Here is a 22,007-nt window from a genome sequence, read left to right on the forward strand (position 1 = left end):
AAAGAGAAGCTCGTTTTGTTCATTCTCTTTCTGTGTCAAGTATCTTAATCTTTATTTTCGTATGGTAAGATCAAGTTCAAGATGATTCCTGTCATGGCTGATAGGGCAGTACCTGAAAGGGTAACTGGACCGAGTTTAAGGATAGCTCCTCCAAGTCCAAGGACCAACATAGCACTTGCGATGATGAGGTTACGCATTTGAGCAAAATCAACACGTTCTTTAATCAAGACTTTCAAACCGTTGCTGGCGATAACTCCATAGAGAAGGATTGACATACCACCAAGTACAGCATTTGGAATGGTTGAAATCAAGGCAGTGAATTTACCAAGGAAGCTAAGGGCAATCGCGATAAAGGCAGCGTTACGAATAACTGAGACAGAAGCGATACGAGTCATACCGATAACCCCTGTATTTTCTCCGTAAGTTGTATTGGCTGGTCCACCAAGGAAGGCAGAAACTGAAGTTGCGATACCGTCACCAAGAAGAGTACGGTGAAGACCTGGTTCTTTTAAGAATTGACGGCCACAGATTTGACCCAAAACAGTATGGTCTCCGATATGTTCAGAAATTGTTACGATAGCGATTGGCAAGATAGCGATAGTTTCTGGACCAAAGTAAAGATTGTATTCTTTAAAGGCACCACCTGTACTAAATGGCAAGTAGAAACCAGGAATTTCAAACCAGTTAGCTTTTAGAACTGGTGTAAAGTCAACCAAGCCAAGGGTTAGTGCAAATAGGTAACCACCGATAATGGCAAAGAGGAATGGAATGATTCGCAGGAAGCCTTTTCCTTTTGTATTGATAAAGGCAGCAATCAAGAAAGTAACAACTGCTACAAGAGCATTTTTCCAGTTTCCATCAGCTACAAGACCAGCGTTGGTAACAGCTGAACCTGCAAGTCCGAGACCGATAACGATAATCATAGGACCAATAATGATTGGTGGTAAGAGTTTATCGATCCATTTTGTACCTGCAAAACGAACACCAGCAGCCACAAGGACATAGACCAAACCAGTCAAGATAACCCCTGTTTGAGCAGCAGATACATCACCACCCATTTCTTTCATAGCAAGTGACATTGCTGTGATAAAGGCAAATGAAGAACCTAGATAAACGGGAACTTTAAAACCAGTTGAAATCATGTAGATGAGTGTCCCGACACCCGAAGCAAAAAGGGCAACAGATACAGGCATTCCCAAAATCAATGGTACCAAGATGGTCGCACCAAACATAGCGAAAACGTGTTGGAAACTAAGGAGAATTCCTTTTCCAGCTGAAGGACGTTGGTCAACGTCTAGTAACAAATCAACAGTTGATTCTTGTTTCATATAAACCTCACTTTTGGGCATCAAAAAAGAGCCCATTATTTTACAGCAATAGGCCCTCAGAGTAAGACTTCTTTAAAATCTAGACTTTAAAGAGTTTCAAATATTTCTGTGTCTTCGTCACCTCACGGGATGACATTAAAAACCTTTGCTTGTGATAGTATAGCAGAAATTACGAACTTTGTAAATATTTTTTACTAAAAAATTTAAAGTGGGCGTTTATTGGGCATACCAGCCTTACGTGGATATTTATTTGGTGTTTCTTTTTTCTTTTCTACCACTGTGATGTAGCGCGGATCTCCATTAGGTAGAGCGTAGCTGAGATTGTCTTCGACCTTACTAAAAAGGAGGTTGAGGGCATTCTTAGCTTCTAATAATTCCTCAGGCGCATTGCTAGCCTTGAGTGCCAATAGTTTTCCGCCAACTTGCAGGTAAGGAATTGTCAATTCAGACAAGACTTGCATACGGGCTACAGCACGAGCCGTTACAAAATCATAGTGAGCACGGAATTTCTTGTCTTGGGCAAAATCTTCGGCACGTCCATGGTAGAAGTGAACACCGTCCAAATCCAGTTCTTGAGCCAACAGTTGGAGGAAGTTGATGCGCTTGTTGAGAGAATCAATGATAGTCACATCTAGCTGAGGATAGAGAATTTTCATTGGTAGACTAGGAAATCCTGCCCCAGCCCCGATATCAAGCAGTTTGATAGTTTCATTGGGAATCAAGCCTTGCAGAATAGGTGCAATCGAATCATAAAAATGTTTGAGATAAACTTCTTCTTTATCTGTAATAGCCGTCAAATTAATCTTTTCATTCCACTCGACCAAGAGTTCAAAATAACGTTCAAATTGTTTTTTTTGCTGGTCCGACAGTGGAAGATTCTGCTCGGCAAGCAGGTTGTAAAATGTTTCTGGTTTCATAGTTATTTCCTTCTTTAGTATTATCTTATTTTACCACAATCATTAAAAATTTGATATACTGGTATTAATCTAAAAGCAGAAAGGACTTATATAATGACTTGGATTATTCTTGGAGTTTTGGCTCTTATTGTTATTTTTGTGATTGTTAGCTATAACGGTTTGGTTAAGAATCGTATGCAAACAAAGGAGGCTTGGAGTCAGATTGATGTTCAGTTGAAACGTCGAAATGATCTCTTGCCAAACTTGATTGAGACTGTAAAAGGTTATGCTAAATACGAAGGTTCTACCCTTGAAAAGGTGGCAGAACTACGTAACCAAGTGGCGGCAGCGACTTCACCGGCAGAAGCTATGAAAGCTAGTGATGCCCTCACTCGTCAGGTTTCAGGTATTTTTGCAGTTGCAGAAAGCTATCCAGATTTGAAAGCTAGTGCCAACTTTGTTAAATTGCAAGAGGAATTGACAAACACAGAAAATAAAATTTCTTACTCTCGTCAACTTTATAACAGTGTTGTCAGCAACTACAATGTAAAATTAGAAACTTTCCCAAGCAATATTATCGCTGGAATGTTTGGATTTAAAGCAGCAGATTTCCTTCAAACACCAGAAGAGGAAAAGGTAGTTCCTAAAGTTGATTTTAGCGGTTTAGGTGACTAAGATGTTGTTTGATCAAATTGCAAGCAATAAACGAAAAACCTGGATTTTGTTGCTGGTATTTTTCCTACTCTTAGCTCTTGTTGGCTATGCGGTTGGTTACCTCTTTATGCGATCTGGGCTTGGTGGCTTGGTTATCGCACTGATTATCGGTTTTATCTATGCCTTGTCCATGATTTTTCAATCGACAGAGATTGTCATGTCCATGAATGGAGCGCGTGAGGTTGATGAGCAAACGGCACCAGACCTTTACCATGTAGTGGAAGATATGGCTATGGTGGCTCAGATTCCCATGCCACGAGTTTTCATCATTGATGATCCAGCCTTAAATGCCTTTGCGACAGGTTCTAACCCGCAAAATGCGGCGGTTGCTGCGACGTCAGGTCTCCTAGCTATCATGAATCGTGAGGAGCTAGAAGCTGTTATGGGACATGAAGTCAGTCATATTCGTAATTACGATATCCGTATTTCGACTATTGCTGTTGCCCTTGCTAGTGCTATCACCATGCTTTCTAGTATGGCAGGTCGTATGATGTGGTGGGGTGGTGCAGGTCGCAGACGAAGTGACGATGACCGAGATGGAAATGGCTTAGAAATCATTATGCTCGTGGTTTCCCTACTAGCTATTGTTCTGGCACCTCTCGCTGCAACCTTAGTGCAACTAGCTATTTCTCGTCAGAGGGAATTCCTAGCTGATGCTTCCAGTGTTGAGTTGACGCGCAATCCGCAAGGAATGATCAATGCTCTACGTAAGTTAGACAATAGTAAACCCATGAGTCGTCCTGTTGATGATGCCAGCAGTGCACTTTATATCAATGATCCCAAGAAAGGGGGAGGGTTCCAAAAACTATTTTATACCCACCCACCTATCTCAGAGCGGATTGAGCGTTTAAAACATATGTAATACTCTTCGAAAATCTCTTCAAACCGTGTCAACGTCGCCTTGTCGTACTCAAGTACAGCCTGCAGCTAGTTTCCTAGTTTGCTCTTTGATTTTCATTGAGTATAAAAATGTGACTATACAATCCTAAAAATGAGCATTCTCGTAGTTGGAGATGCTCATTTTCTTATATAATCAACTCAAAAATCAATTTGTTACGATACAACTTATATTCTTCGAAAATCTCTTCAAACCGCATCAGCTTCGCCTTGCCGTACTTAAGTCCAGCCTGTGCGGCTAGCTTCCTAGTTTGCTCTTTGATTTTCATTGAGTATTAGAATTTCTTTAGGAAACTTCGTTCAGAACACATGATATATCGAAGAAGAATCTAGCATCTATGTCAAATGGAGGAAGCAATTGATTGCAATTTTAGCAGATTAGAGAATATTTTTGGTGAACTCAGAGTGTGTGTTAGAGACAAGTAGGCCAGCGTAGTAGAGCTAGGATTCATCTTAATCAGCATGGAGTTTACAAAATTGTCCAAGAATTCAATCTACAAATCAGCTATTTAAAAAGTACACAATGATTTCAGCTTGTTTGTGAGCAAAGCTGAAATCATTGTGTGCTTTTAATTAGAAGTTGGTTTTTGTCCAGCCTCTTTTATAGTCTATTTCGGAAAACTTCGTACATGAGAATGGCTGCAGCAACACTGGCATTAAGGCTTTGAACATGTCCATTCATAGGAATGGTAATCATCTCATCGACCTGTTTTTTGATGTTACTAGAGATACCTTTTCCTTCATTTCCGATGATGAGGGCGATTTTCCCTTTTGTATTCCACTTGTGGCAAGGAGTCCCATTCATATCTGTTCCAAAGGTCCAGAAGCCTTCATCCTTGAGTTTGTCTAGAGTTTGGCTTAGGTTGGTCACTCGGGCAATGGGAACGTGTTCAATAGCACCTGTGGCCGTTTTGGCAACGACAGGAGTAACTCCGACAGCACGGTGCTTGGGAATGATGACTCCTGAAACATTGGTCGCATCAGCGGTTCTTAAGATGGAGCCTAAGTTGTGAGGATCAGTTAACCCGTCCAGAATCAATAGCAAAGGATTTTCTTCTTGACGCGTTTTGGAAAGAATGTGATCTAGCTCGCTATAGGCAAATTCGGACACTCGTAGAACAAAACCTTGGTGAACAGCACCTTCAGTCATCTCAGAGAGGGATTTTTTTGAAGTCCAAGAAATGGACACCTTCTTTTCTGTAGCCAGTTCTTTGACTTTCTCAACATTCTTACCTCGGAGATCTTCTTGGAGGTAGAGTTTGTTTCCTGTGTTTGCAAGGAGGGCTTCGGTAACGGCATGGACGCCATAGACAATATCATTTGTTTTCATGCCTCTATTATAACACAAAATCCCGTCTTGCAACGGGATTTTCTTTATTCTAGAATTAGTAAACCATCTTTAACTGCAAATGGGTCTTTTTCATTGATACGATCGTAAAACATGATACCGTTAATGTGGTCAATTTCATGCTGAACAACGATGGAGTTGTAGCCTTTGAGTTTGATACGGTGTTTTTCTCCATCCTTGTCAAAGTAGTCAACAGTAACGCGGGCATGGCGAACAACATAGCCAGGTACGTTGCGGTCAACAGACAGACAACCTTCTCCTTCACCAAGAGCAGCATCTTGAACAGAGTGAGAGACGATTTTTGGATTGTACATAATAGCTTGCAAGTCGTAGGCTTCCTGTGGAGTTTCACCTTCTTCAACAATATTAGGCACCAAAACAGCGATAATGCGTTTTGAGATATCTAATTGAGGAGCAGCAAGTCCAACCCCACCACGTAGCCCCATCTTTTCAGCCATGACAGGATCTTGGGAATGTTTGAGGAATTGCATCATCTTTTCGCCAAGGATGATTTCTTGGTCAGACAAGGGAAAAGTGACTTCCTCAGCAACTGCGCGAAGAGTCGGATTCCCCTCGCGGATAATATCGTTCATATCAATTAAGTGAGCAGCTTTTGTAATACGTTCTATAGCAGACATTTTCTCTCCTTTCATTACTTCTACATGATATCACAAAATGACAAGGATTGAAAGCATTACGGCATCGAGCTTTTATAGAAAATGCCTAGTAGGTTCAATTCAATTGTGAAAGAATTACTTATCTGTGTTATAATAAAAAGAAAAGGCTTGCATAAGAAAGTAGGGAGAATGAAGATGCAAAGAAGACAAGATAGAAATCAGGGTGGTTTAGCTTTTCGTTTTATGAAGGGCTTGGTAAACTTTTTTAGGAGTTATCACAGGTGGAGCAATAAAGGATTTGTGGCGGTACTCTTGCTAGCAGTTGCTTTATCAATGGGATTGGTCTTGTTGTTTGAAAGCTTCCAAGGCATGCCTCTGACCAGTCAAAAACGAGATACTATTTCTCAAGAAGGAACTAAGCAAAAGTCTCAGGAGCAGGAAGAGGAAAAAACTGCCAGAATTATGGCTAACGGAGATTTGCTCTACCACGATGGACTTTTCTTTTCAGCTAAAAAAGAAGACGGTACCTATGACTTTCATGAGAATTTTGAGTATGTGACTCCTTGGCTTAAGCAAGCAGACTTAGCTATTGGTGACTTTGAAGGAACCATTAATAAGGATCATTATTTAGCAGGTTATCCTCTCTTTAATGCTCCTGCTGAAGTTATGGATGCCATTAAGGATGCAGGTTATCATGTGCTGGATTTAGCTCATAATCATATTTTGGATTCGCAAATTGAGGGAGTTATTTCAACAGCCGATATTATTGAGAAAGCTGGAATCACTCCAATCGGAGTTTATACGCACGAGCCACGTGATCAGGCTCCGCTGGTCATTAAGGAAGTGAATGGTATCAAGGTTGCACTGTTAGCCTATTCCTATGGATTCAATGGCATTGAGCAGTATATTTCTCAGGAAGACTATAATCGTTATCTTTCAGATTTAAACGAAGATAAGATGAAGGCTGAAATTGAACGGGCAGAGAAGGAAGCAGATATCACCATTATCATGCCTCAGATGGGTGTTGAGTATCGATTGGAACCAACTGAAGAACAAAAAGCTCTTTATCACAAGATGATTGATTGGGGGGCGGATATCATCTTTGGAGGGCATCCTCACGTTGTGGAACCATCTGAAACGGTTGAAAAAGATGGAGAAAAGAAACTCATTATCTATTCAATGGGGAACTTCATTTCCAATCAACGGATTGAATCTATGGGAGATGAAGAAAATGCTAAGTGGACTGAACGGGGCGTTCTCATGGACGTGACCATTAGAAAGAAAGATGGAAAAACAACTATCGGAACAGCTAAAGCCCATCCTACTTGGGTCAATCGAACACCAAAGGGAACCTTTTCACCAGAAGGCTATCCTTTATATCATTATCAAACCTATATCTTGGAAGATTTCATAGAGGGTGGCAGTCATCGTGATCAATTGGATGAAGCGACTAAGGAACGAATTGATACAGCCTACAAAGAAATGAATGAACATGTAGGGTTGAAGTGGGATTAGCTTGAATTCAGAGGAAAGTAAATGACGATTAAAGTGATTGCGACAGATATGGATGGGACCTTGCTGGATGCTAGAGGCCAGCTTGATCTTCCACGCTTGGAAAAGATTTTAGATCAGTTGGATCAAAGGGGCGTTCGTTTTGTCATCGCGACGGGCAATGAAATTCACCGCATGAGGCAACTACTGGGGCACTTGGTGGATCGAGTGGTTCTGGTTGTTGCTAACGGTGCTCGTATTTTTGAAAATAATGAACTGATTCAGGCTCAGACTTGGGATGATGCCATTGTCGATAAGGCTTTGGCTCATTTCAAGGGTCGAGCGTGTCAGGACCAGTTTGTTGTGACGGCTATGAAGGGTGGTTTCGTCAAAGAAGGTACGATTTTTACAGACCTTGAAAGTTTTATGACTCCAGAAATGATTGAAAAATTCTACCAACGGATGCATTTTGTGGACGAATTAACCTCTGACCTCTTTGGTGGTGTGCTCAAGATGAGTATGGTTGTTGGTGAGGAACGTTTGAGTTCGGTCTTGGAAGAAATCAATGACCTCTTTGATGGCCGTATTCGGGCTGTATCCAGTGGCTATGGTTGCATTGATATCCTCCAAGCTGGGATTCATAAAGCATGGGGCTTGGAAGAATTACTCAAGCGTTGGGACTTGAACCCCCAACAAATCATGGCTTTTGGTGACAGTGAAAATGATGTTGAAATGCTTGAAATGGCTGGAATTGCCTATGCGATGGAAAATGCTGATGAGAAAGCCAAAGCTGTGGCGACTGCTCTAGCACCAGCTAACAGCCAAGGAGGAGTTTACCAAGTCTTGGAAAATTGGTTAGAAAAAGGAGAATGAAGTGGCAGTACAGTTATTAGAAAATTGGTTACTAAAGGAACAAGAAAAAATCCAAACCAAGTATCGTCACTTAAATCAGGTTTCTGTTGTAGAGCCAGACATTCTTTTTATTGGGGATTCCATTGTCGAATATTATCCTCTGCAGGAACTATTTGGAACTGCAAAGACGATTGTCAATCGAGGCATTCGAGGTTATCAGACAGGGCTGTTATTAGAGAATCTGGATGCGCATCTGTACGGTGGGGCGGTAGATAAAATTGTCCTTTTAATTGGGACAAATGATATCGGAAAAGATGTGCCTGTGAATGAGGCTCTCAATAATCTCGAAGCTATCATACAATCCATTACTCGCGATTATCCATTGACTGAGATTAAATTGCTTTCCATTTTGCCAGTCAATGAGGGAGAGGAGTACAAGCAGACAGTCTATATCCGCACGAATGAAAAAATCCAGAAATGGAATCAATCCTATCGAGAGCTTGCTTCAGCCTATATGCAGGTAGAATTTGTGCCAGTTTTTGATAGTTTGACAGACCAAGTAGGTCAACTCAAAAAAGAATATACAACTGATGGACTGCATCTCAGTGTTGCTGGTTATCAGATTTTGACAAAATCTTTGAAAGACTATCTTTTGTAGTTAATTGCTTTCCTTTTTGCATTTTTGAGTTAGATAAGGTATAATGGTTTTGTTGTCTTTTGGGGTCGTTACGGATTCGACAGGCATTATGAGGCATATTTTGCGACTCGTGTGGCGACGTAAACGCTCAGTTAAATATAACTGCAAAAAATAACACTTCTTACGCTCTAGCTGCCTAAAAACCAGCAGGCGTGACCCGATTTGGATTGCTCGTGTTCAATGACAGGTCTTATTATTAGCGAGATACGATTGAGTCTTGTCTAGTGGCTTGATAAGAGATTGATAGACTCGCAGTTTCTAGGCTTGAGTTATGTGTCGAGGGACTGTTAAACTAATACATAACCTATGGTTGTAGACAAATATGTTGGCAGGTGTTTGGACGTGGGTTCGACTCCCACCGGCTCCATTATTCCTTTGCATTCTTTTGCATTCCTTGGTAAAACGTTGTTAAATCAACGTTTTTTATTTTTGTCTTTGGTATTCCTTTGCGAAAAAAGGATACAACATTTTTGTCGTATCCTAAAAATCTATGTACTTCACAAAGCGTTCTTCGGCTCCATTATGCGTTTTTGTGATTTTAAAACTTGTTAGCTGGTTTTTTACAATCCTGCAAATTCTTTGATTTCTTGTGCTGACATTGAAGAGTCGCAACGGACATTGATTTGTCCATCCGCAATGTGAACAAAGCCTGGTACAGTTGGGATTCCGTAGCGTGAGCGGAATGCTTGCAACTCATTGAGTTGGCTTGGTTCTTCACTATTGATGAAGTAGATGTGAGCTTTGGTTTCAGCTATGACACCTGCCAAAGTACCTGCAAATTTACGGCAGTAAGGGCAAGTTTTGCGACCGATAAAGAAGGTTGCAGTTTCTTTTTTATCAAGAGCTTCTTGCGCACGCGCAACTGTAGTTACTTCAAGGTCTTTGATATTATCTAAAAATTGTTCCATGAGATTACCTCGCTTTCATTGATAAGTCTAGTATGCCATAAAGTTTCTAAAATTGCTTAGATTTGATACGAAAAAAAGATGAGATTGTTTGGTCTCATCTTTTATAGGATTTTATTTTACAAAAGCATTGATTTCTGCTTCGATATTAGCAATCTTAGCTTGTGATTCTTCGTTGGTTTCACCTACAACTGCAATGTAGAATTTGATTTTTGGTTCTGTACCTGAAGGGCGAGCAGCAATCCATGAACCGTCAGCAAGTGTGTATTTCAACACATCACTTGGAGGAGTTGTTAAGTTTGTAACAGTTCCGTCAGCAGCAGTAGCAGTTTGCGCCTTGAAGTCTTCTACGACAGTGATAGCTGTTGCGTTCCATTCTTTTGGAGCATTGTTACGGAATTTAGCCATAATCGCTTTGATTTGTTCTGCACCATCCACACCTGAAAGAGTAACAGAGATTGTTTTTTCTGCGTAGTAACCGTACTCTTTGTAGATTTCTTCGATACCGTCAGCAAGTGTCAAACCACGTGAACGGTAGTAGGCAGCAAGTTCAGCAACGACTAGAACGGCTTGGATAGCATCTTTATCACGTACGAATGGTTTAATCAAGTAACCGAAGCTTTCTTCAAATCCCATCATGTAAGTGTGATTGTGTTTTTCTTCGAATTCTTGGATTTTCTCAGCGATAAATTTGAAACCTGTCAAAACGTTGAACATAGTTGCGCCGTAGCTTTCAGCAATCTTCGTTACCAAGTCAGTTGATACGATAGATTTGCAGAGGGCTGCATTTTCAGGAAGAGTTCCAGCGTTTTTGTGGGCTTCCAAGATGTATTTAGCCATGATGGCACCGATTTGGTTACCTGAAAGGTTGAGGTAGCTACCATCTTTTTGAAGAACTTCAACACCAACACGGTCAGCATCAGGGTCAGTTGCGACAAGAACGTCTGCACCAACTTGACGACCAAGTTCTTCAGCAAGTGCAAAGGCTGCTTGGCTTTCTGGGTTTGGCGATTTTACAGTTGAGAAGTCTGGGTCAGCAGTTGCTTGCGCTTCAACGACTTGAACAGAGTCAAATCCTGCTTGGGCAAGAGCACGACGAGCCAACATTTCACCAGTACCATGAAGTGGTGTGTAGACAATCTTCATGTCTTTACCGAATTCTTCAATCAAGGCTGGGTTGATGTTTACGTCCTTAACCTCTTTAAGGTATTCTACGTCAACAGCTTCGCCGATAACTTCAATCAAGCCAGAAGCTTTTTCAGCTTCCACATCAGCAACTTCAACTGCAAATGGGTTTTCGATTGCACGGATATAAGTAGTCAAAGCGTCCGCGTCGTGTGGAGGCATTTGTCCACCGTCTTCACCGTAAACCTTGTAACCGTTAAATGGTGCAGGGTTGTGGCTGGCTGTGACCATGATACCTGCGAAACAGTTGAGGTGACGAACTGCAAATGATAGCTCTGGAGTTGGACGAAGGCTTTCAAATACATAAGATTTGATGCCGTGTTTAGCAAGAACTGCCGCAGATTCAAAGGCAAACTCAGGTGAGAAGTGACGGCTATCGTAGGCGATTGCGACACCACGTTCTTTTTCGTTTCCACCTTTTGACTCAATCAAACGAGCCAAACCTTCAGTAGCTTGGCGAACAACGTAGATGTTGATGCGGTTTGTACCAGCACCAATCAAGCCACGCATCCCTGCAGTACCAAATTCAAGATTTGTATAGAAGGCATCTTCCTTTGTTTTTTCGTCCATATTTTCCAAATCTTGACGAAGGTAGTCAGGAAGCTCCGCAAAATCAACCCATTTCTGGTAATTTTCTTGGTAAGACATTAAAATTCTCCTTTTTGTAAATTGTTTTAACCGTTCACATTATAGCACTTTTTAGCGTTTTAGTAAAACGGTAGCATAATTTTCAGAAAAGTAGTGACATATGCCTGTTTATCAAGTCTTGAATGCCTTAGGGAAACATGCTATACTACTTGTATGATTATTTTACAAGCTAATAAAATTGAACGTTCATTTGCAGGAGAGGTTCTTTTTGATAATATCAACCTGCAGGTTGATGAACGTGATAGGATTGCCCTTGTTGGGAAAAATGGAGCAGGTAAGTCTACTCTTTTGAAGATTTTGGTTGGAGAAGAGGAGCCAACTAGCGGAGAAATCAATAAGAAAAAAGATATTTCTCTGTCTTACCTAGCCCAAGATAGCCGTTTTGAATCTGAAAATACCATCTACGATGAGATGCTTCATGTATTTGATGACTTACGTCGGATGGAGAAACAACTTCGTCAGATGGAGCTGGAGATGGGTGAAAAGTCTGGTGAAGATTTAGAGAAACTGATGTCAGATTACGATCGCTTATCAGAGAATTTTCGCCAAGCAGGTGGCTTTACCTATGAAGCTGATATACGAGCGATTTTAAATGGATTCAAGTTTGACGAATCTATGTGGCAGATGAAAATTGCCGAGCTTTCGGGTGGTCAAAATACTCGTCTGGCTCTGGCCAAAATGCTTCTTGAAAAGCCAAATCTCTTGGTCTTGGACGAGCCAACCAACCACTTGGATATCGAAACTATTGCCTGGCTAGAGAATTACTTGGTAAACTATAGCGGTGCCCTCATTATTGTAAGCCACGACCGTTATTTCTTGGATAAGGTTGCAACAATTACGCTGGATTTGACCAAGCATTCCTTGGATCGCTATGTGGGCAACTACTCTCGTTTTGTCGAATTGAAGGAGCAAAAACTTCTAACTGAAGCCAAAAATTATGAAAAGCAACAGAAGGAAATTGCTGCTCTGGAAGATTTTGTTAATCGTAATCTAGTCCGAGCCTCAACGACCAAACGTGCGCAATCTCGACGCAAACAACTGGAAAAAATGGAGCGTTTGGACAAACCTGAAGCTGGCAAGAAATCAGCCAACATGACCTTCCAGTCTGAGAAAACGTCGGGCAATATTGTCTTGACTGTTGAAAATGCGGCTATTGGCTATGATGGGGAAATATTGTCAGAGCCTATCAACCTAGACCTCCGTAAAATGAATGCTGTTGCCATCGTTGGTCCAAATGGAATCGGTAAGTCAACCTTTATCAAGTCTATTGTGGACCAGATTCCTTTTATCAAAGGTGAAAAGCGCTTTGGTGCCAATGTTGAGGTGGGTTACTATGACCAAACCCAAAGTAAGCTGACACCAAGTAATACTGTATTAGATGAGCTCTGGAATGATTTTAAACTGACACCAGAAGTTGAAATCCGTAACCGTCTAGGTGCCTTCCTTTTCTCTGGTGATGATGTTAAAAAATCAGTCGGCATGCTGTCAGGTGGCGAGAAAGCTCGTTTGCTTTTGGCTAAATTGTCTATGGAAAACAATAACTTCTTGATTCTGGATGAGCCGACCAACCACTTGGATATTGATAGCAAGGAAGTGCTAGAAAATGCCTTGATTGACTTTGATGGAACTCTTCTATTCGTCAGCCACGACCGTTACTTTATCAATCGTGTGGCAACTCATGTACTGGAATTGTCAGAGAATGGCTCGACTCTTTACCTGGGAGATTACGACTACTATGTTGATAAAAAGGCTGAAATGGAAATTAATCAGATGGAGGAAGCTTCAACTAGCAATCAAGTAAAAGAAGCAAGCCCAGTCAATGATTATCAAGCTCAGAAAGAAAGTCAAAAAGAAGTTCGTAAGCTCATGCGACAAATCGAAAATCTAGAAGCTGAAATCGAAGAGTTAGAAAGTCAAAGCCAAGATATTTCTGAACAAATGTTGGAAACAAACGATGCCGACAAACTGATGGAATTACAGGCTGAGCTGGACAAAATCAGTCATCGTCAGGAAGAAGCTATGCTTGAGTGGGAAGAATTATCAGAGCAGGTGTAAAGATGGAACATCTTGGAAAGGTATTTCGTGAATTTCGGACAAGTGGAAATTATTCTTTAAAGGAGGCGGCAGGGGAGTCCTGTTCAACTTCTCAGTTATCTCGCTTTGAGCTTGGGGAGTCTGACCTAGCAGTCTCACGTTTCTTTGAGATTTTGGATAACATTCATGTAACAATCGAAAATTTCATGGATAAGGCTAGGGATTTCCATAATCATGAACATGTTGCCATGATGGGACAAATTGTACCCCTTTACTACTCAAATGATATTGCAGGTTTTCAAAAGCTTCAAAGTGAACAACTTGAAAAGGCTAAGAGTTCGACAAATCCACTCTATTTTGAGCTGAACTGGATTTTGTTGCAAGGTCTGATTTGTCAAAGAGATTCGAGTTATCATATGGAGCAGGATGATTTAGATAAGGTAGCAGATTATCTCTTCAAAACAGAAGAATGGACCATGTATGAGTTGATTCTTTTCGGTAACCTCTATAGTTTCTACGATGTAGACTATGTCACTCGGATTGGTAGAGAAGTCATGGAGAGGGAGGAATTTTATCAAGAGATTGGTCGCCATAAGAGATTAGTGTTGATTTTGGCCCTCAATTGTTACCAGCACTGTTTAGAGCATCTTTCTTTTGACAATGCAAGCTATTTTGAGACTTATACAGAGAAGATTATTGGTAAAAATATTAGTCTGTATGAACGGAATATTTTACATTACCTAAAAGGCTTTGCCTTATATCAAAAAGGACAGTGTAAAGAAGGCTGTAAGCAGATGCAAGAGGCCATGCATATTTTTGATGTGCTAGGTCTTCCAGAGCAAGTAGCCTACTATCAGGAACACTATGAAAAATTTGTCAAAGATTAATTTTCCCAAATAAGGGAAAAAATAAAAAGCTCCTTTCAGTTTTGATACAATAGTTTCAAAATTTGAAAGGAGTTTTTATATGAATCGCTATGCAGTACAGTTGATTAGTCGCGGAGCTGTTAACAAGATAGGAAATATGCTCTATGATTATGGAAATAGTGTCTGGTTGGCTTCCATGGGGACTATCGGACAGACAGTTTTAGGAATGTATCAGATTTCTGAACTCGTCACATCTATTCTCGTAAATCCCTTTGGCGGAGTCGTTTCAGACCGTTTTTCTCGTCGTAGGATTTTAATGGCGACGGATCTTGTTTGTGGGATTCTTTGTCTGGCTATTTCTTTTATAAGGAATGACAGCTGGATGATTGGGGCTTTGATTGTTGCCAACATTGTTCAGGCTATTGCTTTTGCCTTTTCTAGACCTGCAAATAAGGCCATTATCACAGAATTGGTAGAGAAGGATGAACTGGTCCTCTACAATTCTCGTTTGGAGTTGGTCTTGCAGGTTGTCAGTGTGAGTTCCCCTGTACTCTCTTTTCTGGTTTTACAATTTGCAAGTCTTCGCATTACCCTGGTATTAGATGCCCTTAGTTTTTTTCTCGCTTTTGGCTTGGTAGCCTTGCTTCCAAAGAAAGAAGAGAAGACTATGGGTGAGAAGAAACTAACATTCAAAGTTATTTTTTCTGATATCAAGGAGGGGGTTCACTATATTGTGAAGCAAAAGGAAATCTTCTTTTTGTTAGTCATGGCTTCAAGTGTCAATTTTTTCTTCGCAGCCTTTAATTACCTCCTCCCCTTTTCAAATCAGCTCTATGGAGTTCAAGGTGCTTATGCTACTATTTTAACAATGGGTGCTATTGGGTCTATTGTTGGGGCGCTGCTAGCTAGTAAGATTAAAGCCAGTATGGAAATGCTTCTGTTTTTGTTGGCTCTGACTGGACTTGGGGTGATGATAATGGGATTTACCCTCCCCTCCTATCTTACTTTTTCAGGTAATTTCGTTTGTGAACTCTTTATGACGATGTTCAATATTCACTTTTTTACTCAAGTACAAACCAAGGTTGAAGGTGAATATCTGGGAAGAGTTCTCAGTTCGATTTATACCTTAGCTATACTATTTATGCCTATTGCAACAGGTTTAATGACCTGGCTTCCAAGTGTTCATCTTTATTCTTTCTTGATTATTGGACTTGGAGTTGTAGCCTTATCTTTCTTAGCTCTCGGATATGTTCGAACTCATTTTGAAAAAGAGACATGAGTCTGTTTGAGTTTTAAAAATAATTCCAATCTAAGTATTTTTTCCGCCCTTCTCGTTTGTGAGGAGGGCTTAGTTTATGGTAAAATGGTCTTATGAATAAAAGAATGAATGAGTTAGTCGCCTTGCTCAATCGCTATGCGACTGAGTACTATACCAGCGATAATCCGTCGGTTTCAGACAATGAGTATGATCGCCTTTACAGAGAGTTGGTTGAGTTAGAAACTGCCTATCCAGATCAAGTATTAGCAGACAGTCCGACCCATCGTGTTGGTGGCAAGGTTTTAGATGGTTTTGAAAAATACAGTCATCAGTATCCTCTTTATAGTTTGCAGGATGCTTTTTCACGTGAGGAGCTTGAAGCTTTTGACGCGCGTGTTCGTAAGGAAGTGGCTCATCCAACCTATATTTGTGAGCTGAAAATCGATGGCTTATCTATTTCTCTTACTTATGAAAAGGGGACTTTAGTTGCTGGGGCAACACGTGGTGATGGTTCTATTGGGGAAAATATCACAGAAAATCTTAAGCGTGTTAAGGACATTCCATTGATCTTGCCAGAAGAACTAGATATCACAGTTCGTGGGGAATGTTACATGCCACGCGCTTCTTTTGACCAGGTCAACCAAGCTCGCCAAGAAAATGGAGAGCCTGAATTTGCCAATCCTCGTAATGCGGCAGCAGGAACCCTGCGTCAGCTGGATACAGCAGTAGTTGCCAAGCGTAATCTTGCAACGTTTCTCTATCAAGAAGCCAGCCCTTCAACTCGAGATAGTCAAGAAAAAGTGTTGAAGCACCTTGAACAACTAGGTTTTGTAGTCAATCCTAAGCGAATCTTGGCTGAAAACATAGATGAAATCTGGGATTTTATTCAAGAAGTAGGACAGGAACGGGAAAATCTGCCTTATGATATTGATGGAGTTGTAATCAAGGTCAACGACCTAGCAGGTCAAGAAGCACTCGGCTTTACCGTTAAGGCTCCAAAGTGGGCAGTGGCCTACAAGTTCCCAGCTGAAGAAAAAGAAGCTCAACTCTTATCAGTTGATTGGACAGTTGGCCGTACGGGTGTTGTAACTCCGACTGCAAATCTAACACCAGTACAACTAGCTGGTACAACTGTTAGCCGTGCGACTCTGCACAATGTGGATTATATTGCTGAAAAAGATATCCGCAAAGACGACACGGTTATCGTTTATAAGGCTGGGGACATCATACCTGCCGTTTTACGTGTAGTAGAGTCCAAACGGGTTTCTGAAGAAAAACTAGATATCCCTACAAACTGTCCAAGTTGTAACTCTGACTTGTTGCACTTTGAAGATGAAGTGGCCCTTCGTTGTATCAATCCGCGTTGCCCTGCTCAAATCATGGAAGGTTTGATTCACTTTGCCTCTCGAGATGCTATGAATATCACAGGCCTTGGGCCATCTATTGTTGAGAAACTATTTGCTGCTAATTTGGTTAAGGATGTGGCGGATATTTACCGATTACAAGAAGAAGATTTCCTCCTTTTAGAGGGTGTTAAGGAAAAGTCTGCTTCTAAACTGTATCAAGCTATTCAAGCATCTAAGGAAAACTCTGCTGAAAAACTCTTGTTTGGTTTGGGAATTCGCCATGTCGGAAGCAAGGCCAGTCAGCTCTTACTCCAACATTTCCACTCGATTGAAAATCTGGCTCAGGCAGATCCAGAGGAAGTGGCTAGTATTGAAAGTTTGGGTGGTGTGATTGCCAAAAGTCTTCAGACTTATTTTGCGACAGACGGCTCTGAAATTCTCCTCAGAGAATTGAAAGAAGCTGGGGTCAATTTGACTTATAAAGGTCAGGCTGTAGTAGCAGACGCAGCCTTGTCAGGTTTGACAGTGGTATTGACTGGAAAATTGGAACGGATCAAGCGCTCAGAAGCTAAAAGTAAACTTGAAAGTCTGGGTGCTAAGGTAACAGGCAGCGTTTCTAAAAAGACCGACCTCGTCGTGGCAGGTGCAGACGCTGGAAGTAAACTGCAAAAAGCACAAGAACTTGGAATCGAGGTTCGAGATGAAGCTTGGCTAGAAAGTCTGTAATGATAGTTTAAAACCAGAGTTTAGACAGTATAACTAGTTTGTTAATCGGGACAAAATTAGTCAAAAATTTATTAGTAAAACAGAAACAAATAAAAAAAAGGAAAAATAAAAAATGTATAACTACCCTATGCGCATTCATTACCACCGCAAGAATGGAGAATATGACACTTGCTCTTTTGTAAAAAGTCAGGACCAGCGAATTGATTTGCTAACCTACAAAGAAGATTATTTTGGTGCTTTATTTAGTTTCGAACACCCAAGCGTTCATCCCTTAGAAAGCTTGAATTTTGTGGTTCATACCGGCCAAATCAGTAAAGAGTATGCTATCCGTTTTAATCACTATCCCCTCTTAACAGAGGTCTGGATTTTGGAAGGGGATGATAGAATTTATTATTCTGAAAATCCTGCTATTGCCAGTCCTTTCTATAAAAATCAAAATCCTTTTGCCTTTGACAAGGCTATCAATAGTGCTAGTTTCGACCACCACTGGGGCTACCAAGGTGTATTGGGTTGCCGTGTAGAGGATAATCAGGCACATTTCGTCCTCTGGGCTCCGACAGCGACAGAAGTGCAGGTAGTTGTTTATGAATCAGCTACTAATGATGCACCTGTTTGGAAGACTTTTGATATGGAGAGAGGCAATAGCTACTCTTATAACCATAAGGACAATACTATTGGTGTCTGGAGTTTGGATGTTGAGGAAGATTTGACTGGTAAGGCTTATCAGTATCAAGTCCAATTCCCTCACCACCAAACAGTGACACGCGATCCCTATACCATTGCTACCAGTCCTGATGGCAAACGTTCTGCTATTCTAAGCCATGCAGAAAAACAAGTCGAAAACTTCGAGGTTAAGCATGGTTCTGAGGCTACTTGGCGCTTGGCAAACCCATGTAAGGCAGTTATCTGTGAAATGCACATTCGTGATTTGACCAAATCACCGACCTCAGGTGTGGATGAACATCTTAGAGGAACTTTCTTAGGTGCTGCTCAGACTGGAACAGTTAACCAGTACGGCCAGTCAACTGCTTTTGATTACATCAAGAAGATCGGCTACAATTATGTTCAGTTGCAACCAATTGCAGACCGTCATAAAGAATATGATGAGGATGGGAATGTAACCTACAACTGGGGTTATGACCCACAAAACTATAACGCGCCAGAAACGAGCCTTTCAACTAATCCAGATGATCCAGCTCAGGTTATTCGTGATTTGAAGACCATGGTTCAAGCTTACCACGATGCGGGAATTGGTGTCATTATGGATGTGGTCTATAACCATACCTTCTCAGTTGTTGATGCACCTTTCCAAACAACTGTCCCTGATTACTATTATCGTATGAATCCAGACGGTACCTTCCAGAATGGAACAGGCGTTGGAAATGAAACAGCCAGTGAACACGAAATGTTCCGCAAGTATATGATTGATTCCCTTCTATACTGGGTGCAGGAATACAATATTGACGGCTTCCGTTTTGACTTAATGGGGATTCATGATGTCAAGACCATGCAGATGATTCGTCAAAGCTTAGATGAAATCGACCCTAACATTATCCTCTATGGAGAAGGTTGGGATATGGGAACAGGTCTTGCCCCTTATGACAAGGCTAAGAAAGACAACGCCTACGAAATGCCAAATATTGGTTTCTTTAATGACAATCAGCGTGATGCTGTTAAAGGTGGAGAAGTTTACGGTGCAATTAAATCAGGTTTTGTCAGCGGTGCTGCGACAGAGCCAATTCTTGCCAAAGCAATCCTAGGCAGTCGTGAATTAGGAACCTATACACATCCAAATCAAGTACTTAACTATGTGGAAGCCCATGACAATTACAATCTTCATGATTTATTGGCAACTCTTCATCCAGACCAAAGTTCAGAACAAATCATGCGCAAGGTTGAGACAGCAACAGCTATGAACCTACTCATGCAAGGGATGGCCTTTATGGAAATCGGTCAAGAATTTGGTCGTACCAAACTAGTTGTGACTGGTGAAAATGGTGAGTTGACCCATGATGATAGAGAGCGTGCTATGAATAGCTATAACGCTCCTGACAGTGTGAACCAAGTGAACTGGGATTTGATTAATGAGCGTCAAGATAGTATTGAGTTTATCCGTCAGATGATTCGATTGAAGACAGGAACCGGTGCCTTTTCTTACCCTACTTATGATGAAATTTACCATCATGTTTTTGTTCATTCAGCAAATGAACATAGTGGTTTGATTGTCTATGAGATTCAAGGGGAAGACCATTTACTGGTTGTATTTAATGCTAAAGGGCAAGACTTCCAGTTTGAAAATGCTGGAAATCTAGAACTATTGGTGACCAATAGCCATTTAAGTGATAAAGATATGGTTGGTGGCGTCAGTGCCAGCGTCTTTAAAGTCTTGTAGAAAAAATCAAAAGTTTTCAATTGTGTCGTATAATTTCTAGGATATCTTCTTGCTAAAAATTATAAAACTCAATGAAGAATAACATAGCATGAAAAAGGTTTAGTTCATCTAAGCCTTTTCTTCTTGTACTGACTGCTTAACAAAAGAGTTCAAATAGTTTGAAAAGTCAAGCTTGTGAAAATAATCTCAAAAATATTGCAAAAAGGGTTGTAATTTTCTGAAAATTTGGTAAAATATATCTAATCATTTTCAGGAGGACGAGAATTTGACAAGATATAAGAATTTAGTAAATGGAGAATGGAAATCATCTGAAAAAGAAATTACGATTTATTCACCAATCAATCAAGAAGAATTAGGGACAGTACCAGCTATGAGCCAAGCGGAAGTAGATGAGGCTATGCAAGCTGCGCGTGCAGCATTGCCAGCATGGCGAGCTTTATCAGCAGTTGAACGTGCGGCTTATTTGCATAAAACAGCAGCTATTTTAGAACGCGATAAGGAAGAAATTGGTACTATCCTTGCCAAAGAAGTAGCAAAAGGGATTAAAGCAGCCATTGGAGAAGTAGTGCGTACAGCAGACTTGATTCGTTATGCTGCTGAGGAAGGTCTCCGTATCACTGGACAAGCAATGGAAGGTGGTGGTTTTGAGGCAGCAAGTAAAAACAAACTGGCTGTTGTCCGTCGTGAGCCGGTTGGAGTCGTGCTAGCTATTGCTCCCTTTAACTATCCAGTTAATCTTTCTGGTTCTAAGATTGCTCCGGCCTTGATTGCAGGGAATGTTGTTATGTTTAAGCCACCAACACAAGGTTCCATTTCTGGTCTCTTGTTGGCTAAAGCCTTTGAAGAAGCAGGGATTCCAGCAGGTGTTTTCAATACCATTACGGGTCGTGGTTCAGAAATTGGGGATTATATCATTGAGCACAAAGAAGTCAACTTCATCAACTTTACAGGTTCAACTCCAATCGGAGAACGTATTGGTCGTTTAGCTGGTATGCGTCCTATCATGCTGGAGCTTGGTGGGAAAGATGCAGCTCTTGTACTAGAAGATGCAGATTTGGAACATGCTGCCAAGCAAATTGTTGCGGGTGCCTTTAGCTACTCAGGCCAACGTTGCACGGCAATTAAACGGGTCATTGTTCTCGAAAGTGTTGCAGATACATTAGTTACTTTGCTTCAAGCAGAGGTTGCTAAATTAACAGTTGGTGACCCATTTGACAATGCTGATATTACACCTGTTATTGACAATGCTTCAGCCGACTTTATTTGGGACTTGATTGAGGATGCACAAGAAAAAGGGGCTCAGGCTCTTACACCAATCAAACGTGAGGGCAATCTTCTCTGGCCAGTGCTTTTTGACCAAGTTACAAAAGATATGAAAGTAGCATGGGAAGAGCCATTTGGCCCTGTTTTACCAATTATTCGTGTGGCTAATGTAGAAGAAGCAATTGCCTTTGCCAACGAATCTGAATTCGGCCTTCAATCCTCAGTCTTTACAAATGATTTCAAAAAGGCTTTTGAAATTGCTGAAAAACTTGAAGTGGGTACAGTTCATATTAATAATAAAACCCAACGTGGTCCAGATAATTTCCCATTCCTTGGTGTCAAAGGTTCTGGAGCTGGAGTGCAAGGAATTAAATATAGCATTGAAGCGATGACAAATGTCAAATCCATTGTTTTTGATGTGAAATAAAAAATAAAATCAGGAAATTGTTTTCCTGATTTTATTTTTTACTTTAAAACAACAATTTTATTAGTAAAATGACGAACTTTATGATAGTATTGTAAAAAAACAATTCGTTTTCATAAT

Annotated in this window: 18 protein-coding genes and 1 other RNA gene; 12 read left to right on the plus strand and 7 right to left on the minus strand. The window is 40.8% G+C overall.

Annotated elements, in window-relative coordinates; genetic code table 11:
* Window positions 1-44: 44 nt before the first annotated feature.
* Window positions 45-1,328, minus strand: a complete 1,284-nt coding sequence (locus tag CYK18_RS02435) for a uracil-xanthine permease family protein (RefSeq protein ID WP_060628761.1) — start codon at window positions 1,326-1,328, stop codon at window positions 45-47.
* A gap of 203 nt (window positions 1,329-1,531) precedes the next feature.
* A complete protein-coding gene (rsmG, locus tag CYK18_RS02440) occupies window positions 1,532-2,245 on the minus strand; it encodes a 16S rRNA (guanine(527)-N(7))-methyltransferase RsmG (protein WP_101781888.1) in 714 nt (237 codons plus the stop codon).
* Window positions 2,246-2,338: 93 nt separating this feature from the next.
* On the opposite strand from rsmG, the gene CYK18_RS02445 reads away from it, so the two are divergent.
* Together CYK18_RS02445 and htpX are read left to right on the plus strand one after the other, a co-directional pair.
* Window positions 2,339-2,899 (plus strand): LemA family protein, encoded by a 561-nt coding sequence (locus CYK18_RS02445; RefSeq protein WP_000219834.1) that lies wholly within the window; start codon window positions 2,339-2,341, stop codon window positions 2,897-2,899.
* Window position 2,900: 1 nt separating this feature from the next.
* Window positions 2,901-3,800 carry a zinc metalloprotease HtpX gene (htpX, locus tag CYK18_RS02450; protein ID WP_033687100.1) on the plus strand — a complete coding sequence of 300 codons (900 nt, stop codon included), beginning with the start codon at window positions 2,901-2,903 and terminating at the stop codon, window positions 3,798-3,800.
* Window positions 3,801-3,963: 163 nt separating this feature from the next.
* Here the strand turns inward: htpX and CYK18_RS10765 are convergent, their stop codons facing one another.
* The 3 genes from CYK18_RS10765 to def form a co-directional block, all read right to left on the minus strand.
* Window positions 3,964-4,104, minus strand: a complete 141-nt coding sequence (locus CYK18_RS10765; protein WP_180947999.1) for a hypothetical protein — start codon at window positions 4,102-4,104, stop codon at window positions 3,964-3,966.
* Window positions 4,105-4,436: 332 nt separating this feature from the next.
* Window positions 4,437-5,165, minus strand: a complete 729-nt coding sequence (gene rlmB / locus CYK18_RS02455) for a 23S rRNA (guanosine(2251)-2'-O)-methyltransferase RlmB (RefSeq protein ID WP_101781890.1) — start codon at window positions 5,163-5,165, stop codon at window positions 4,437-4,439.
* Between the two features lie 44 nt (window positions 5,166-5,209).
* Window positions 5,210-5,821 carry a peptide deformylase gene (gene def / locus CYK18_RS02460; RefSeq protein ID WP_001272956.1) on the minus strand — a complete coding sequence of 204 codons (612 nt, stop codon included), beginning with the start codon at window positions 5,819-5,821 and terminating at the stop codon, window positions 5,210-5,212.
* A 174-nt stretch (window positions 5,822-5,995) separates the two neighbouring features.
* Here def and CYK18_RS02465 point away from each other — a divergent pair, with 174 nt between their 5' ends.
* The 4 genes from CYK18_RS02465 to ssrA all read left to right on the plus strand — a co-directional run bounded on the left by CYK18_RS02465 (window position 5,996) and on the right by ssrA (window position 9,210).
* Window positions 5,996-7,315 (plus strand): CapA family protein, encoded by a 1,320-nt coding sequence (locus tag CYK18_RS02465; RefSeq protein ID WP_101785307.1) that lies wholly within the window; start codon window positions 5,996-5,998, stop codon window positions 7,313-7,315.
* Between the two features lie 21 nt (window positions 7,316-7,336).
* Complete coding sequence (locus tag CYK18_RS02470; RefSeq protein WP_101784835.1) at window positions 7,337-8,164, plus strand: HAD family hydrolase; 828 nt, start codon at window positions 7,337-7,339, stop codon at window positions 8,162-8,164.
* A gap of 1 nt (window position 8,165) precedes the next feature.
* Complete coding sequence (locus tag CYK18_RS02475; RefSeq protein WP_101784837.1) at window positions 8,166-8,801, plus strand: SGNH/GDSL hydrolase family protein; 636 nt, start codon at window positions 8,166-8,168, stop codon at window positions 8,799-8,801.
* A gap of 61 nt (window positions 8,802-8,862) precedes the next feature.
* Window positions 8,863-9,210, plus strand: a transfer-messenger RNA (tmRNA) gene (gene ssrA / locus CYK18_RS02480).
* A gap of 190 nt (window positions 9,211-9,400) precedes the next feature.
* Here the strand turns inward: ssrA and CYK18_RS02485 are convergent.
* Window positions 9,401-9,748, minus strand: a complete 348-nt coding sequence (locus CYK18_RS02485) for a DUF6568 family protein (protein WP_101784839.1) — start codon at window positions 9,746-9,748, stop codon at window positions 9,401-9,403.
* Window positions 9,749-9,859: 111 nt separating this feature from the next.
* Window positions 9,860-11,578 carry a phospho-sugar mutase gene (locus CYK18_RS02490; protein WP_101784842.1) on the minus strand — a complete coding sequence of 573 codons (1,719 nt, stop codon included), beginning with the start codon at window positions 11,576-11,578 and terminating at the stop codon, window positions 9,860-9,862.
* A 153-nt stretch (window positions 11,579-11,731) separates the two neighbouring features.
* On the opposite strand from CYK18_RS02490, the gene abc-f reads away from it, so the two are divergent.
* From abc-f to CYK18_RS02520, 6 genes are all read left to right on the plus strand, one after another.
* Window positions 11,732-13,633: a ribosomal protection-like ABC-F family protein gene (abc-f, locus tag CYK18_RS02495; RefSeq protein WP_101784843.1), complete on the plus strand. Its 1,902-nt coding sequence runs from the start codon at window positions 11,732-11,734 to the stop codon at window positions 13,631-13,633.
* A 2-nt stretch (window positions 13,634-13,635) separates the two neighbouring features.
* Entirely contained in the window at window positions 13,636-14,499 is an 864-nt protein-coding gene (locus CYK18_RS02500) for an Rgg family transcriptional regulator (RefSeq protein WP_101784845.1), read from the plus strand.
* 79 nt (window positions 14,500-14,578) lie between these two features.
* On the plus strand, window positions 14,579-15,757 hold the full coding sequence (locus CYK18_RS02505; protein WP_101784847.1) for an MFS transporter: 1,179 nt from the start codon (window positions 14,579-14,581) through the stop codon (window positions 15,755-15,757).
* Window positions 15,758-15,849: 92 nt separating this feature from the next.
* The gene (ligA, locus tag CYK18_RS02510; protein WP_101784849.1) at window positions 15,850-17,808 is read left to right on the plus strand and encodes an NAD-dependent DNA ligase LigA; all 1,959 of its coding nucleotides are present in this window, start codon (window positions 15,850-15,852) and stop codon (window positions 17,806-17,808) included.
* A gap of 112 nt (window positions 17,809-17,920) precedes the next feature.
* The gene (gene pulA / locus CYK18_RS02515; RefSeq protein WP_101784851.1) at window positions 17,921-20,200 is read left to right on the plus strand and encodes a type I pullulanase; all 2,280 of its coding nucleotides are present in this window, start codon (window positions 17,921-17,923) and stop codon (window positions 20,198-20,200) included.
* A gap of 265 nt (window positions 20,201-20,465) precedes the next feature.
* Complete coding sequence (locus tag CYK18_RS02520) at window positions 20,466-21,890, plus strand: NADP-dependent glyceraldehyde-3-phosphate dehydrogenase (protein WP_101781907.1); 1,425 nt, start codon at window positions 20,466-20,468, stop codon at window positions 21,888-21,890.
* The last annotated feature ends 117 nt before the right edge of the window (window positions 21,891-22,007 follow it).

This window comes from Streptococcus mitis (assembly GCF_002860865.1).
GTDB classification, from domain to species: Bacteria; Bacillota; Bacilli; order Lactobacillales; family Streptococcaceae; genus Streptococcus; species Streptococcus mitis_AT.

Bases quoted from the DNA above. Each gene is read 5' to 3' on its own strand.
- CYK18_RS02435 (WP_060628761.1), bottom strand. From the start codon at position 1,328: ATGAAACAAGAATCAACTGTTGATTTGTTACTAGACGTTGACCAACGT.
- rsmG (WP_101781888.1), bottom strand. From the start codon at position 2,245: ATGAAACCAGAAACATTTTACAACCTGCTTGCCGAGCAGAATCTTCCA.
- CYK18_RS02445 (WP_000219834.1), top strand. From the start codon at position 2,339: ATGACTTGGATTATTCTTGGAGTTTTGGCTCTTATTGTTATTTTTGTG.
- htpX (WP_033687100.1), top strand. From the start codon at position 2,901: ATGTTGTTTGATCAAATTGCAAGCAATAAACGAAAAACCTGGATTTTG.
- CYK18_RS10765 (WP_180947999.1), bottom strand. From the start codon at position 4,104: ATGAAAATCAAAGAGCAAACTAGGAAGCTAGCCGCACAGGCTGGACTT.
- rlmB (WP_101781890.1), bottom strand. From the start codon at position 5,165: ATGAAAACAAATGATATTGTCTATGGCGTCCATGCCGTTACCGAAGCC.
- def (WP_001272956.1), bottom strand. From the start codon at position 5,821: ATGTCTGCTATAGAACGTATTACAAAAGCTGCTCACTTAATTGATATG.
- CYK18_RS02465 (WP_101785307.1), top strand. From the start codon at position 5,996: ATGCAAAGAAGACAAGATAGAAATCAGGGTGGTTTAGCTTTTCGTTTT.
- CYK18_RS02470 (WP_101784835.1), top strand. From the start codon at position 7,337: ATGACGATTAAAGTGATTGCGACAGATATGGATGGGACCTTGCTGGAT.
- CYK18_RS02485 (WP_101784839.1), bottom strand. From the start codon at position 9,748: ATGGAACAATTTTTAGATAATATCAAAGACCTTGAAGTAACTACAGTT.
- CYK18_RS02490 (WP_101784842.1), bottom strand. From the start codon at position 11,578: ATGTCTTACCAAGAAAATTACCAGAAATGGGTTGATTTTGCGGAGCTT.
- abc-f (WP_101784843.1), top strand. From the start codon at position 11,732: ATGATTATTTTACAAGCTAATAAAATTGAACGTTCATTTGCAGGAGAG.
- CYK18_RS02500 (WP_101784845.1), top strand. From the start codon at position 13,636: ATGGAACATCTTGGAAAGGTATTTCGTGAATTTCGGACAAGTGGAAAT.
- CYK18_RS02505 (WP_101784847.1), top strand. From the start codon at position 14,579: ATGAATCGCTATGCAGTACAGTTGATTAGTCGCGGAGCTGTTAACAAG.
- ligA (WP_101784849.1), top strand. From the start codon at position 15,850: ATGAATAAAAGAATGAATGAGTTAGTCGCCTTGCTCAATCGCTATGCG.
- pulA (WP_101784851.1), top strand. From the start codon at position 17,921: ATGTATAACTACCCTATGCGCATTCATTACCACCGCAAGAATGGAGAA.